The sequence below is a fragment of the Paraburkholderia gardini genome (genome assembly GCF_907164545.1).
GTDB classification, from domain to species: Bacteria; Pseudomonadota; Gammaproteobacteria; order Burkholderiales; family Burkholderiaceae; genus Paraburkholderia; species Paraburkholderia gardini.
On sequence record NZ_CAJQZB010000028.1, the window covers coordinates 13,734 to 27,101 of the forward strand.

Annotated in this window: 13 protein-coding genes; 9 read left to right on the top strand and 4 right to left on the bottom strand. The window is 57.0% G+C overall.

Annotation, left to right across the window (positions count from 1 at the left end; all coding sequences use genetic code 11):
* Nucleotides 1-14: 14 nt before the first annotated feature.
* From LPA37_RS18930 to LPA37_RS18945, 4 genes are all read right to left on the bottom strand, one after another.
* Entirely contained in the window at nucleotides 15-2,183 is a 2,169-nt protein-coding gene (locus LPA37_RS18930) for an O-linked N-acetylglucosamine transferase, SPINDLY family protein (protein ID WP_229013335.1), read from the bottom strand.
* 82 nt (nucleotides 2,184-2,265) lie between these two features.
* Entirely contained in the window at nucleotides 2,266-2,952 is a 687-nt protein-coding gene (locus LPA37_RS18935; RefSeq protein WP_229013336.1) for a glycosyltransferase family 2 protein, read from the bottom strand.
* A 45-nt stretch (nucleotides 2,953-2,997) separates the two neighbouring features.
* Nucleotides 2,998-4,761, bottom strand: coding sequence for a methyltransferase domain-containing protein (locus tag LPA37_RS18940; RefSeq protein ID WP_229013337.1), 1,764 nt, complete (start codon nucleotides 4,759-4,761; stop codon nucleotides 2,998-3,000).
* 488 nt (nucleotides 4,762-5,249) lie between these two features.
* Nucleotides 5,250-5,480: a hypothetical protein gene (locus LPA37_RS18945; RefSeq protein WP_229013338.1), complete on the bottom strand. Its 231-nt coding sequence runs from the start codon at nucleotides 5,478-5,480 to the stop codon at nucleotides 5,250-5,252.
* Nucleotides 5,481-5,494: 14 nt separating this feature from the next.
* On the opposite strand from LPA37_RS18945, the gene LPA37_RS18950 reads away from it, so the two are divergent.
* From LPA37_RS18950 to LPA37_RS18990, 9 genes are read left to right on the top strand one after another with little or no spacing between them, the layout of a single operon-like run.
* Nucleotides 5,495-6,604, top strand: a complete 1,110-nt coding sequence (locus LPA37_RS18950) for a DegT/DnrJ/EryC1/StrS family aminotransferase (RefSeq protein ID WP_229013339.1) — start codon at nucleotides 5,495-5,497, stop codon at nucleotides 6,602-6,604.
* Between the two features lie 42 nt (nucleotides 6,605-6,646).
* Nucleotides 6,647-7,345 (top strand): WbqC family protein, encoded by a 699-nt coding sequence (locus tag LPA37_RS18955; protein ID WP_229013340.1) that lies wholly within the window; start codon nucleotides 6,647-6,649, stop codon nucleotides 7,343-7,345.
* Nucleotides 7,346-7,374: 29 nt separating this feature from the next.
* Nucleotides 7,375-8,097 carry a class I SAM-dependent methyltransferase gene (locus LPA37_RS18960; protein ID WP_229013341.1) on the top strand — a complete coding sequence of 241 codons (723 nt, stop codon included), beginning with the start codon at nucleotides 7,375-7,377 and terminating at the stop codon, nucleotides 8,095-8,097.
* A gap of 13 nt (nucleotides 8,098-8,110) precedes the next feature.
* Nucleotides 8,111-8,959 carry an NAD-dependent epimerase/dehydratase family protein gene (locus tag LPA37_RS18965; protein ID WP_229013342.1) on the top strand — a complete coding sequence of 283 codons (849 nt, stop codon included), beginning with the start codon at nucleotides 8,111-8,113 and terminating at the stop codon, nucleotides 8,957-8,959.
* Complete coding sequence (locus tag LPA37_RS18970) at nucleotides 8,956-9,933, top strand: ATP-grasp domain-containing protein (RefSeq protein WP_229013343.1); 978 nt, start codon at nucleotides 8,956-8,958, stop codon at nucleotides 9,931-9,933. Before LPA37_RS18965 ends, LPA37_RS18970 begins: the two co-directional genes overlap by 4 nt.
* Complete coding sequence (locus LPA37_RS18975; protein WP_229013344.1) at nucleotides 9,911-10,591, top strand: metallophosphoesterase family protein; 681 nt, start codon at nucleotides 9,911-9,913, stop codon at nucleotides 10,589-10,591. Before LPA37_RS18970 ends, LPA37_RS18975 begins: the two co-directional genes overlap by 23 nt.
* Before the next feature lie 12 nt (nucleotides 10,592-10,603).
* The gene (locus tag LPA37_RS18980; protein WP_229013345.1) at nucleotides 10,604-11,578 is read left to right on the top strand and encodes a glycoside hydrolase family protein; all 975 of its coding nucleotides are present in this window, start codon (nucleotides 10,604-10,606) and stop codon (nucleotides 11,576-11,578) included.
* The gene (locus LPA37_RS18985) at nucleotides 11,575-12,582 is read left to right on the top strand and encodes a glycoside hydrolase family protein (RefSeq protein ID WP_229013346.1); all 1,008 of its coding nucleotides are present in this window, start codon (nucleotides 11,575-11,577) and stop codon (nucleotides 12,580-12,582) included. The genes LPA37_RS18980 and LPA37_RS18985 overlap by 4 nt, the downstream gene beginning before the upstream one ends.
* Nucleotides 12,549-13,307, top strand: a complete 759-nt coding sequence (locus LPA37_RS18990; RefSeq protein WP_229013347.1) for a class I SAM-dependent methyltransferase — start codon at nucleotides 12,549-12,551, stop codon at nucleotides 13,305-13,307. The genes LPA37_RS18985 and LPA37_RS18990 overlap by 34 nt, the downstream gene beginning before the upstream one ends.
* Nucleotides 13,308-13,368: the final 61 nt, after the last annotated feature.

Genomic DNA, 13,368 nt, shown 5'->3' on the forward strand with positions numbered 1-13,368 from the left:
GTTACCGGAGTCGCTCATGGGGTAATGCGTCCCGCGTGATTCGGGACGTTCTCAAGTGGATTTTGGTGTGGGTTGACTGTGGACGACGGCGCGCCTGCGCGATCGTGCGAATGCGTCCGCGGATCGGCGACGTACTCGCGCCACATGCCACGAAACGCTCCTTCGAGATTCCGCGCGAAGCGCGGCGCATCGCACAGTGGCGAGGCAAGAAGCTGCTCGCGCAAACCCGCTTTCAGGCGCATCAACTGATCGCGACCCGCGGCAAAGGCGACAGCTTTCGCGACGTAATCGTCATCGTCGGCGGCGATCCATTCGGCGAGGCCAACCGTGTTCAGGATGCTTTCGCCGACATGCGACAGGAACCGGTCGCCACGACGCGTGAGCACCGGCACACCCATCCACAACGCTTCGACGGTGGTCACGCCGCCGGGATACGGATACGGGTCGAGTGCGATATCGACGCGGTTGTATGTCGCGAGCAGCTCGCCTCGCGGCGACTGCCCTTCGAGCATCAGACGCGCGGCGTCGATGCCATGCGCGGCGAAGCGCGCGCGCGTGGCCTGTTGCACTGAAGCATCGTCAAGCTGCTTCGTCTTCAGATACAGACGGGAACCCGAAACCGCGTGCAGCACGCGCGCCCACAACGCGACGACGACATCGTTCAGCTTCACGAGATGGTTGAAGCAGCCGAACGTGATCGCACCGTCTGTCGACACCGATAGCGGCCCGAGCGGGATTTCAAAGGCGGGAGGCGTGAAGCACACGTAGCTGTCGGGCATGCGCCACGGCTGTTCAACGAAGTGTGGCGCCTCGTCGTCGGGCAAAACATGCCAGTCGCCGAGGATGTAATCGATCGCGGCGACGCCCGTTGTCGCGAAGTAGCCAAGCCAGGTCACCTGAACCGGCGCCGGCTTCCATGCGAACATCGAAAGACGGTTGTGCGTCGTGTGCCCCGACAGGTCGACGAGAATGTCGATGCCGTCGGCACGAATCCGGCGCGCGGCGGTTTCGTCATCGACGCCGTCAAGGGAATGCCACGCAGCGAAATGCGGCTTGATGCGCGCGGTTAGCGAGTCTTCACCGCGTTGCGTGGCGTAGGCGACCAGCTCAATCTGCGTCGTATCGATCTGCGCGACGACATTTTCCAGAAAAATGCCGACGGGATGCGTTCTCAAATCACCCGAAACAAAGCCGATTTTCAGGCGACGCTTCGATGCTTCTGCGTCAGGTGCCTCATGCGTCAGCCGCTTCGCATGTGTGATCTGCCAGTCGCCAAAGCGGCGCGCTTCTGCGATCTGTTCGTCGAGCGAAACCTGCGGCATGAAGTTGAGTTGCAGCAGCAGATTACTGCGCGCAACCAGCAGATCGATATCGAGCGTGATGGCCTGGCGGAAGCTGACAACAGCGTCATCGAGCAGCCCCTGATCGCGCAGCACGTTGCCCAGGTTGTTGTGCATTGTCGCTACCCACGGTTTCAAGGCAGTCGCCCGGCGGTAGCAGGCCGTCGCCTCGACAAGGCGGCTCCGCTTTTCGTACACGTTGCCGAGGTTGTTATGCGTCTCGGCGTAGTCGGGTCTCAGACTGAGCGCTTTCGAGTAGCTCTTCATCGCGGCATCGTCATCGCCGTGATCCTTGAATGCGTTGCCGAGATTGTTCCAGGCCTCGGCGAAACCGGGCGCAAGTGCGAGCGCGGCAACGCAGCTGTCGATCGCGGAAACCGGATCGGCAGCCTCGCGCAACGCGTTCCCGAGATTGCTGTGCGCTTCTGCGTAATCTGAACGGAGTGCGAGCGCCTCGCGATAGGCCACGATCGCAGCATGATGCTCGCCGCGGCGGGTCAGCACATTGCCGAGGTTGTTGTAATAGATCGCGTTGGGATGCAGCCGGATCGACCGCCTGATCCATTCGAGGCCGGTAGCGATGTCGCCTGTATCGCAGACAAGCAGTCCAGCGAAATGCACCGCATCGGCGTGATCGGGCTCGCAGGAAAGAATCTGCTGATAGTGAGCGGCGGCATCGGTAAAGCGTCCCGCCTGATGGTGCGCGAAAGCCGCCTGTAGCGTGTCGGCGATGGAGGCAGTCGAAGGCGCATCGGCGTGGTCAGTCGCCGGAAGGCGCGCATTCTGCGCATCCCGGTGCCCGTTTTCCCCCACCCGCTGTTCTTCGTCGTTCGCCTGTTCCATCGCGTTTTTAAACTCATTCCCCGATTCACCGACACGTCCCGATCACGGCACCCGCGTGGCGAGCGCCGTCCGTGTCGCTGGCCTAGATCTGATATTTCTGCAGATATCGCTGGTAGCCCTCGCGCCACGTCGGCGTGCCAAACGCGCCACCACTTTCGTGAACCACGCTGATGGGATACGTGCCCATCGTCAGGCCCTTAAGCTCGGCCTGGCGACAAAAGTCCATGTCGTAGAAATGGAACATGAACTGTTCGTCAAAACGCACGCCGGCCGAATGGAGCCGTTCGCTGTCCGCGATCAGCATCAGTCCGTCGAGCAGCTTGCATTCGCGCTCCGACGGGCCGAATACGCTGATGTTTTGGCAAGGAAAGCCCTTGCCGTGGCCGACGACGCCGCTCAGGTACTGTCGCTCATCCCACTGGAACTGCGCATTGGTGAACGCCCACGCCGGCTGGAACGGCACGCGACGCGTGTTGCCCGCGAGGCCGGCGATGTCGAACTTCGCCGCGGCTTCGTAAATGCGTTCGACCCAGTAGAAGTCGACGAGCGAAATATCGTCATGGATGAAGACAAGGATTGCCGGACTGTCTTTAGCGTGGTCGATCGCCGAGTTGTAGACGGTCGAAAGGCCGTACGAATTCTTCTCGTAGAGCAGGAATTCGGGTGGAGTTGCGTGTCTATAGAGCGACAGTGAGCGCCCAAGGGCGGACTCCGTGGCGAACTGCTCGCGCGAATGTCGGGTGGCGCAAACGAGTCGGATGGGCTTCATGGATGGATCAGGTCTGGAGTCGAAGTTTGGCGTTCCGTTTGCATTTCAAGCTGCAAAAACGGGCGCTTCACCCTTCGCGAAAAGAAAGAACGGTTCGCGCACGTTGCAACCAGCCTTGTACGCGTCAATATTGCCCAGCACCGTCGCGTGGGGGTACAGGTCGCCGTTAAGACCCGCGTCACGGAAGTAGTCGACGATATCGGCACCGAAGAGGCGCACGTGATCGTCCTGACCGAAGTACCACGTCTTGAACGGCACAGAGGCGGGCTTGTTCAGTTCGAATGTGTGCTTCAGTATCGGCGAGTAAGGTGTTTGCGCCACGACGTGACCACCGGGAGCGAGGCAACGGCTGAACTCAGCCAGTGCGACGTCCGGGCTGTCGACGTGTTCCAGCACGTGATTGCAGATGATCAGGTCGAAGTGGCCGTCCGGAAAGTCGAGGGCCTCGACGTTAATCTTGCGGTGGTCGGGGGAACGCGGGAACAGGTCGCCGGCAATGTATTCATGGGGCTGGAGGCGGCGGATGCGCTGTTCAATGCTGGCTTCGGGTGCGATATGAAGGATGCGCTTTCCGGGCGCGTCCTCGAGGATTCCCGAGTACGCAATATATAGCCATACATGGCGGTCACGGTCGTTGCAGTAGCAGTGCGGGCAGTTATGCTTGTCGAGAATCGAGCCGATCGTCTCGGTATGCTCCATGAAATCCATGCGCATATTGATGTTCGGGTGCGCCAGCCATGTGTCGACGGGTTGTTCGCAGATCACACAGAAGTCCTGGGTATCAGCTGGATTTTTGCGTGCTGTTACGCGCTCCATTACGGCGTCGCGCGCGCTCTCCAGGTTCGCCTGATACTGCACCGAGTCAAACAGTTCGTTTGACGGAAGCTGTGTCAGCTCGTCCAGATTGCCCAGCAGTGCGCCGAGTTCCGGGAGTTTTCCTGCCCAGCCCGTATAGATCGCTTTCATTCGATCTTTCGCCGCCGCAAGGGCCTCGCCGCGCAGGCGACCGTCCGCGGCCTCGCCGCGCAACATCATTTCCCACTCGAAGAGCCCGGCGCTGAAACGCGGGCTGCCCTGGCTGGAATTCTGACCGGCGTGCTGCCTGAAAGCGCTTCCGTATCCACCGACCGCGACAATCGGCGCACGCCCGGAGAGGTTCAGACACATCGCTACATCGGCGAGGAACAACAGGTCGAGATCGCGATAACCGAACAGTTCATCCAGTTCGACAAGTTCGCGATTGAGCATGATGTTGCTCGGCTCACCCACGAAATTATTTTGATTGGCGACCATGTACTCAGCGAGGAATGCCCGATCGAGAAGCACGTGCTCACCTTCGTTGACCAGCGCGGGCGGGACGAACGTCACCTGATCGTCACCATCGATAAATACGCGGCCATGAAACGCCAGCGCGGATTCCGGATTTTCACGCAGTGCGGCTATCAGGATTTCGACCGAGTTCGGCATCAGGACGTCATCATCGAACAGCCATTTAACGTATTTGCCGCTCGCACGCCGCCACAACTGGCGGGCATTTTCCGAACCGTTTTGAAACCCGTGATGGAAATACTGCACGCGCGAATCCCCAACGCGCCGAACAAGCGCTTCCAGGTCGCCATGGGGCGTGTCATCGCCCACGAGAATCTCGACGTCTTCGAACGTCTGCTGCTGCGCACTTATCAGCGCTCGGCCAAGAAACAGAGCCTTGAATGCCGGAATCAGAATACTGACGGTAGCCATTGAAGCGAATCCTTCCTGTAATTGAACTGCCTTTGCCGTGCCCGCGTATTCAATGCTTTCGGCTGGCATTCAAGGCCGCGCCAACGGCCTGCGACGTAACAACCAGGCGCGCAATGCGGACTTTCGATGGCAGGATCGTAGCGTCAAGGGCGGCGCTTCAATCAAGGGAACAGGGGCGGATTTAGGGGCTATTTTCGGGCTGGCCGCCCGCGCTTCTCCTCGATACGCGCAGGGTGCCGCGCCCGCCCCGGCGTGGCGATGTCGCAGGCTGCGGAGTGATTCCGTGCCCTTTCGCGATCCCGCAAACAGGCATGGTTTTCAGGCTCATATCCGCGGTTCAGCACGGTCAACCGGGCAGCATAATCCACCGGGATCGCTTCTCTCACCGAAACCGTGACCCTTTACTGTGTGTCGTCAGCGACTCAGATGCCGCCCATCCACCAGAAGGTCTGTCGGACCAGAGTTCGCCTTCGGGCTGGCTTATGGTGGCGCGTGTGGCGGAGTGCAAACGCGTGGCTTTTTTCACGGAACGAGAGGAACCAACGAGCGCCAATGCATCACTTCGCGTCGTCCCGACGTGCAACGACGAGCGGATCTTCATCGGCCAGCCACGCCTCGCGCCGCTCGCCGAGTCTCTCTCCCAGGTTGGGAAGATATGGGACGGCGAGATCATGACCAATGATGCTCTGTTTCCTCAGTAACTCGAGAATGCTCTGTGCGAGTACAGCGTATTCGCGAGTCACTTTCGTATCCGGGAATGAACGAAGCGCTGGCTTGAGCGCAAACATTGAGTGATTGACACATGAGAAGCGAGAACATTTTCGTCACCAAGCCGACCTTGCCGCCCCTGGACGAGTTCGCCCCTTACTTGCAACAGATCTGGGACAACAAGGTCCTTACGAACGGGGGTCCGTTCCATGAGCAGTTGGAAAGGGAGCTCTGCGAGTATCTCGGCGTAGAACATATCTGCCTGTTCACCAATGGCACCCTCGCACTGGTCACCGCCTTGCAGGCTTTGCGAATCACAGGGGAGGTCATTACCACGCCCTACTCATTCGTAGCGACCTCCCACTCTTTGCTCTGGAACGGCATCAAGCCCGTTTTCGCCGATATCGATCGCGACACGCTAAACCTGGATCCTGCGAAGATCGAGGCAGCAATCACTCCACAGACTACGGCAATCATGCCGGTGCATTGTTACGGACATCCGTGCGATATCGATGCCATTCAGAAAATAGCCGATAACTACAATCTGAAAGTCATTTACGACGCAGCGCACGCTTTTGGCGTCGAAGGCGATTCCGGCAGCGTCCTCAGGCACGGTGATTTGTCAGTGCTCAGCTTTCACGCCACCAAAGTCTTCAATACATTTGAAGGCGGTGCCATCGTTTGTCCCGATGCCAAAACTAAAGTACGTATCGATCAACTGAAAAACTTCGGTCACGTTGGCGAAGTGACCGTCGTGGCCCCGGGTATTAACGGAAAAATGAGTGAATTCAACGCGGCTCTGGGATTGCTGCAGTTGAAGTACATTGACCAGGCTCTGGCACGGCGAAAGAGGATTGATACGGCCTACCGCGAGCGCCTGGAGGGCGTAAAGGGCATTCATTGTCTGAAAGGTGCTGGAGAGAAAACCGCCAACTACGCCTATTTTCCGATTCTGGTTCAAGCCGACTATCCAATCCGCCGTGACGACCTTTATCAGAAGCTCAAGGACAGGGGGATCCATCCTCGCCGTTATTTCTATCCACTGATTTCGGATTTCCCAATGTATCGCGGGTTGCCTTCTGCTCATCGTGAGAATCTGCCAGTGGCAACAGCTTCGTCACAACAAATTCTGTGCTTGCCGATCTACCCCGACCTGGAAATCTCGGTGGTCGATGAGATCACTCGCTTTATTGCAGGCCAGTAAAAAGTGGATATGGGTCCGACGAGCAGCCTCGTGAGGGAAGGGATGAAACTGGCCATCATGCAGCCATACTTCTTCCCCTATATCGGATATTTTCAGCTGATCGCAGCGGTAGATCAGTTTGTCGTGTACGACAACATCAAATACACGAAGAAAGGCTGGATCAACCGCAACCGGATTTTGCAGAATGGAAAAGACGCAGTCTTTTCTTTGCCTTTGAAAAACGGTTCGGACTCGCTGGACATTTGCGAGCGCGAGCTTGCAGGGGATTTCAAACGCGACAAGCTACTGAATCAGATCGTTGGTTCGTACAGGCGTGCGCCGCATTTTGAACAGACGTTCCCACTGATTGAACGGATCGTGCGTTACGACGATGTCAATCTGTTCCGCTATCTGCATCATTCCATCGTCAGCGTATGTGCGCACCTGGAACTGGATACGGAAATCCGCGTGTCGTCCGGGATCGACATTGATCACGAACTGAAAGGACAAGGCAAGGTACTAGGGCTGTGTCGGGCGCTGGGTGCGGGAACCTACGTCAACGCCATCGGCGGCATTGATCTGTATGCCAGGAACCACTTTCAGGCGCAGGGTATGGAACTCAAGTTCGTTCAATCGAAACCGTTCGAGTACGCTCAGTTTGGTGCGCCATTCGTCCCTTGGCTTTCCATTGTGGACGTGATGATGTTCAATGCGCCGGAGCGGGTCCGCGCTCGGGCAAGAGATGGCTTTGAACTGGTCTGACGCGAGACGCACAACCGTTTGGGGATGAAATGAGCAATGTGCTGGACACGCATGTGGTCGCTTATCAGGGAGACAACCTGTACGACTTCGATAACGAGATTCTGTTGACCTGGTATCCGCAAAGGATATTGCACCATGCGGGAGCTGCAGGCTCTCTGTTGGAACTCGGCCTGGGCCATGGCTACACCACCGATATTTTTTCCAGACGGTTCCAGCGGCACGTAGTGCTGGAGGGATCGCCCGCCGTGATCCGGAATTTCCGCGATAGGCATCCGGACTGCCGGGCGCAAATCGTTGAAACCTATTTCGAGGAATTTTCCACCGAGGAACGGTTTGACGTAATCGTCATGGGCTTCATCCTTGAGCACGTGGATGATCCGCTACAGATCCTGCGCCGTTATCGGTCGTTTCTTGCACCTGGCGGGAAAATATTCCTAGCCGTGCCGAATGCTGAAGTGTTGAATCGCAAGCTCGGGCATCTGGCTGGCTTATTGGACGAAATGACCATCCTGTCCGAAAATGATCGCGTACTGGGTCACAAGCGCTATTACACCGTCTCCAGCTTGAACGCCGAAGTGAGCGAAGCGGGTTGTCACGTCGACCGACTTGAAGGCATATATCTCAAGCCGCTCACCACCCGCCAACTGGTTTCCCTGAATCTGGACCGGAAGATCATAGACGCCTTGTGTACAGTCGGGATCGATTATCCCGAGCTGAGTTGCGGGCTACTAGCTGAAATTTCGGCCAGATAAGACGGAAGCCGAAATGAAGATACTCATCGTGGGCGGAAATTCTTCGGTAGCGCAGGTGCTGCGTCCTGTGCTGGCGACTTTTGCAGACGTGCTGACGGCTGGGCGAAGCGGTTGCGATGTTGCGCTGGATTTGTCTTGGCCAGACGACCAGTTTTGCCTGCCGCAAGGGCTCGATTGCGTCATTCAACTGGCTGCTCATTTTGGTGGGCGGGACTACGACGAGATGATGGGTGCCGAACAGGTGAATGTCCTTGGAGCGCTCAAAATCTGCCGCGCTTGCACGCGTGCCGGGGTTGGTCATCTGGTGCAGGTTTCCAGCATTTTTGCCGGACTGTCAGAAACCTCACCGTTTTTTGGCAGCTATGCGCTTTCCAAGCGCCACGCCGAAGAGGTCGCCCGACTGTATTGCGACAGTTCCGGTTTGCCGCTGACCATTCTGCGTCCGGCACAAATCTATGGCGAAGGTGAGTCGTTTCGCAAACACCAGCCTTTTCTGTATTCAATTCTGGACAAAGCACAGAACAACGAAGACATCGTGCTTTATGGTGATAACGATGCACAGCGCAACCTGATTCATGCCGAGGACGTGGCCGAAGTCATTGCCAGAGTGATTCAGCAGCGCGTCCTTGGACAATTTGCGTGCGTCGGCCAGACAAACGTGCGGTACACAGAAATCGCGGCAGCAGCTATCGGAGCGTTCGACAGCCATAGTGATATCCGTTTCGTGGCGGACAAACCGAACATCCTGGACAACGCTTTCGCACCAGACGAGACCCTGTATCGCCTGATCGGTTATTTCCCGAAAATCTCACTGATCCAGGGCATGGCCCGCGAAGCGGTGCGCCGAAAGGCAATGCCATGAAGAGGGTGCTGGTTTCCGGTGCGAGTGGCATCGTCGGCTACGGCGTTTTGCGATCATTGCGACAGGCGGGCCAACCATGCTTTCTCGTGGGCACTTCGATCTATGACGACTCAGTGGCGCCTGCATTTTGCGACGTGTTTGAGCAGGCCAAGCCCACCGACGCGCCAGAATACCTAGATTGGCTGCTCGCTACCTTGCGCAGGCATCGCATCGATCTGTTAATACCTGGCATCGAAATCGACATGTACCACTGGGTTGAGCATGTACCCGAGATTCGGGCAACCAGTGCGTTGCCGTTGCTCAACGCCCACGAGCTGATTGCGCTGTGTAAGGATAAATGGGACTTTTATCAGCAGCTGAAGGCGGCCGGGGTCGCATGTGCCATCGAAAGCTCGCTGGAGGATGACTTTAATGCGCTGGTGCAGAAGTTCGGCCTGCCATTCCTGCTGAAGCCGCGTCGTGGCTTCGGCTCCAGGGGCATCGTACGGGTCACCTCGGAAGAAGTTTTCCTGACGCACCAGGAGGAGATCGGCACCATTCTGATGGCGCAACCCATTGTGGGCAACGATGAAGAGGAGTTCACCATCTCCGCGTTTTGCGATGGGCTTGGCGGTTATTTCGCCGGCATGACCCTGCGGCGGAAACTTTCGCGCGATGGTTTTACCGACAAGGCGGAAGTGGCGGACACGGCCGAATTCTCCCCTGCAATCGCCGAACTGTGCCGGCTTTTCCGCCCGATGGGGCCGACCAATTTCCAGTTCCGGCGCTCATTGGCCGGTCCGAAACTGTTGGAAATTAATCCTCGAATTTCTTCCTCCACCTCCATCCGAGCTGCATTTGGTTATAACGAAAGCGCGATGGCACTGGAATACTTCCTGGATCGACGCAATCCGACGCAACCCGTCATCCGGCGCGGTCGAGCTATCCGTTACACCGACGAGCAGATTTTCTATGAAGACGGCATTCATTTCTGACATTCACGGCAACTACGAAGCGCTGAAATCAGTGCTGGCAGCTATTGAGCGGCTTGGCGTAGATCGCGTCTACTGCGCTGGCGACGTGGTCGGTTACTACTCGCAGATTAACGAGTGCTGCCGCGCATTGCGCGAGCGCGAGATTCCCTGTGTGATGGGTAATCACGACTGGTACATGGCGGGCGACGGCTTCTGCCCGCGCTCGCGTAGCGTGAACGATTGCCTGGCTTATCAACGCACCATCATCGAAGACGTACATCTTGAATGGTTGCAAAGTCTTCCAGTACAGATGCGCATCGGTGAGATACGGCTGGTGCATGGCGGCTGGGGAGACCCCATTGACGAATATCTGAAGCCAACCGCCGAGTATTTCGACCGGGTGCAAGGCAACGTATTCGTCTCTGGCCACACGCATATACAAACTGTGCAGCGCTTTGGTGAAAAGATCTACTGCAATCCCGGGTCGGTGGGTCAACCACGGGACGGCGATCCGCGGGCGGCGTTCGCCGTCTACGAGGCGGGGGCGTTCACCCTGCATCGCGTCGAGTACGACATGCAGAAGGTGTTTGACCTGATGGATGCTGCCGGTTTCAGCGACTACTACTACGGCGGACTGAAGACAGGCGCGCGCAACCTGCGGCGACTGGCCGACGACTAGGACAAGCCTCTTATGTTCAAATGGAAGAAACTTGGCAAGGTGTTCGATCCCAAGGATTTGAAAACTCCAAACTGGATGAGCGAGTTTGCGCAATCGCCCTCGGTGCAGATCGAAGAGAGTTACGTCCGAGTGTATTTCTGTTCCCGTCCTGCTCCAGGGCGGGACGGACAATATCTCAGCTACATCTCCTTTATAGACCTCGACCGCAGCAATCTGCTTAATATCCGGCGAGTGTGCGAACAGCCAGTGTTGAGCTTGGGAAAATATGGCACTTTTGATGAATTCGGCACGTATCCGGTTTCGGTGATCCGCGACGGCGACGAGATCCGCGCCTATTACGCAGGATGGACTCGCTGCGAATCGGTACCATTTAACGCGGCAATCGGCGTGGCAATCAGCCGTGACGGCGGCGAGACTTTTAACCGGCTGGGCGATGGGCCTGTGCTGTCCTACAGCCCGGACGAGCCTTTCTTACTCGGCAGCCCGCGAATCCGCAAGTTCGAGGGACGCTGGCAGCTCTGGTATGTAGCCGGTAAGGAATGGCGAACGATCGATGGCAAGCCAGAGCCGGTGTACAAGATACGCATGGCTACTTCGGACAACGGCATCGATTGGGTCAAGCATGATCGCGACCTGATTGCGGACAAGCTGGGCGAACACGAATGCCAGGCCTGCCCAGACGTGTCCTACCGCAACGGCCACTACCATATGTTCTTTTCCTACCGGGACATCCGCAATTACAAGAGCAGCGAGGGCGGCTACCGCATCGGCTACGCCTCGTCGACGGACATGATCAACTGGCAACGCAATGACGATCTGCTGAACATCGGGCTATCCGAAACCGGATGGGATTCTGAAATGGTCAACTATCCGCACGTCTTTGAACTGGATGGCTCGACCTACATGCTCTATCAGGGCAACGGTATGGGGCGCGCCGGGTTCGGGCTGGCGTTGCTGGAATCGTCGGAAGAGTGGGGGCGGCCATGAAGTGGAAGAAGCTGGGCAAGATATTCAACCCGACCGAGCACGAACTGCCCAATCGTTGCGTAGAGTTCGCCCAATCGCCCCAGACACTGGTATTGGCAGACCGTGTGCGGGTGTACTTTTCCACTCGTGAACGCGACAACGTGGGCAAATTTCTCAGCCATGTCACCTATGCCGATTTCTCACGAGACATGAGTCGACTCATCGGCGTGTCCTCGAAATCAGTGATCGCGCTGGGCGGCTTAGGCTGTTTCGACGAACACGGCATTTTCCCGATCAATGTGCTGCGGGATGGCGAACGGGTAATGGCATACACCACTGGCTGGAACCGCAAAGTTTCAGTGTCGGCGGACGCTTCGATCGGCTTTGCGATAAGTCACGACAACGGAGAAACCTTCCAGCGTAATGGCACTGGACCGCTGCTGACCGCCTCGCTGAACGAACCATTTCTGGTCGCCGACGCCTTCGTTGCTCGATATGGCAATGACTATCACATGTGGTACATCTATGGCACCAAGTGGCAAAAATTCACCGAAACAGAAGCACCCGACCGGGTCTACAAGATCGCCCATGCCACTTCGCCAGACGGCGTCAACTGGCAACGCGACGGGCGGCAAATCGTTAGTGACCGGCTAAATGCCGACGAATGTCAGGCATTGCCCACCGTGATCTGTCTGGACGGCGTTTACCACATGTATTTCTGCTACAGGCAAGCTTACGGTTTTCGGCAAGACAGTAATCGAGCCTACCGCATCGGCTACGCCCGCTCCACTGACCTGGAAAACTGGGTGCGCGACGACAGTCTGGCAGGCATCGACGTCTCCCCAGACGGGTGGGATGCGCAGATGCAGTGCTATCCGCACGTATTTGAGTGCGACGGCAAAGTCTACATGCTCTACAACGGCAACGAGTTCGGCCGCCATGGCTTCGGTCTGGCCATACTGGAAACTTATAACTCAGGAAAGAATCAGCCATGTCAGAGTCAAGAAACTACAACGACGAGCTGAACGATGAGGACAACCTCGCAAAGGAGAAGTATGCCTATAGCTTCGACTTTGACGTGATGCACCCATACATGATTCGCTCTTTTGAGCCATTCTATCGCCCAGGGAACCTCCTGGAGCTTGGAAGTTATCAAGGCCAGTTCACCCAACGGTTTCTCAATCACTTCCACGACATCACTTGCGTTGAAGCCTCCGATGAGGCAATGCGGGAAGCGCAACGCAGGCTGGGCGATCGTGTTCAGTTCATCAATGCGATGTTTGAGGAAGTGACTCTGCCGCGCCGCTACGACAACATCGTGCTAACCCATGTACTGGAACATTTGGATGATCCTGTGCAGGTGTTAAGGCGTATCAACGACGACTGGTTGACCAAGGACGGCAGGTTTTTTCTGGTGTGCCCAAATGCCAACGCGCCATCCAGGCAGATTGCGGTGAAGATGGGATTGATTTCCCACAACTCCGCTGTCACTCCTGCTGAGGCAGAGCATGGACACCGGTGCACCTACACTCTAGATACACTCGAACGCGATGCAGTTACCGCCGGGTTGAAGGTCGTTCACCGGTCTGGGATCTTTTTCAAGGCGTTGGCCAACTTCCAGTGGGATCGATTGCTGCAGACGGACATCATTTCCAAAGAGTATCTTGAGGGGTGTTACAAGCTGGGACAGCAGTACCCGGACCTTTGCTCAAGCATCTTCCTCATGTGTGAGCGAGGCGAAAAGAAATAAGAGAAGTTTGGTTCCTAGCAGGCTGTTGAATTTTGATCCCGTGTAAACGGGGTTTGAGGGA

What these genes read in the sequence shown, in the direction of transcription:
- LPA37_RS18935 (WP_229013336.1), bottom strand. Translation starts at nt 2,952, where the DNA reads ATGAAGCCCATCCGACTCGTTTGCGCCACCCGACATTCGCGCGAGCAG.
- LPA37_RS18945 (WP_229013338.1), bottom strand. Translation starts at nt 5,480, where the DNA reads ATGTTTGCGCTCAAGCCAGCGCTTCGTTCATTCCCGGATACGAAAGTG.
- LPA37_RS18930 (WP_229013335.1), bottom strand. Translation starts at nt 2,183, where the DNA reads ATGGAACAGGCGAACGACGAAGAACAGCGGGTGGGGGAAAACGGGCAC.
- LPA37_RS18990 (WP_229013347.1), top strand. Translation starts at nt 12,549, where the DNA reads ATGTCAGAGTCAAGAAACTACAACGACGAGCTGAACGATGAGGACAAC.
- LPA37_RS18975 (WP_229013344.1), top strand. Translation starts at nt 9,911, where the DNA reads ATGAAGACGGCATTCATTTCTGACATTCACGGCAACTACGAAGCGCTG.
- LPA37_RS18950 (WP_229013339.1), top strand. Translation starts at nt 5,495, where the DNA reads ATGAGAAGCGAGAACATTTTCGTCACCAAGCCGACCTTGCCGCCCCTG.
- LPA37_RS18940 (WP_229013337.1), bottom strand. Translation starts at nt 4,761, where the DNA reads ATGCCAGCCGAAAGCATTGAATACGCGGGCACGGCAAAGGCAGTTCAA.
- LPA37_RS18965 (WP_229013342.1), top strand. Translation starts at nt 8,111, where the DNA reads ATGAAGATACTCATCGTGGGCGGAAATTCTTCGGTAGCGCAGGTGCTG.
- LPA37_RS18960 (WP_229013341.1), top strand. Translation starts at nt 7,375, where the DNA reads ATGAGCAATGTGCTGGACACGCATGTGGTCGCTTATCAGGGAGACAAC.
- LPA37_RS18985 (WP_229013346.1), top strand. Translation starts at nt 11,575, where the DNA reads ATGAAGTGGAAGAAGCTGGGCAAGATATTCAACCCGACCGAGCACGAA.
- LPA37_RS18970 (WP_229013343.1), top strand. Translation starts at nt 8,956, where the DNA reads ATGAAGAGGGTGCTGGTTTCCGGTGCGAGTGGCATCGTCGGCTACGGC.
- LPA37_RS18955 (WP_229013340.1), top strand. Translation starts at nt 6,647, where the DNA reads ATGAAACTGGCCATCATGCAGCCATACTTCTTCCCCTATATCGGATAT.
- LPA37_RS18980 (WP_229013345.1), top strand. Translation starts at nt 10,604, where the DNA reads ATGTTCAAATGGAAGAAACTTGGCAAGGTGTTCGATCCCAAGGATTTG.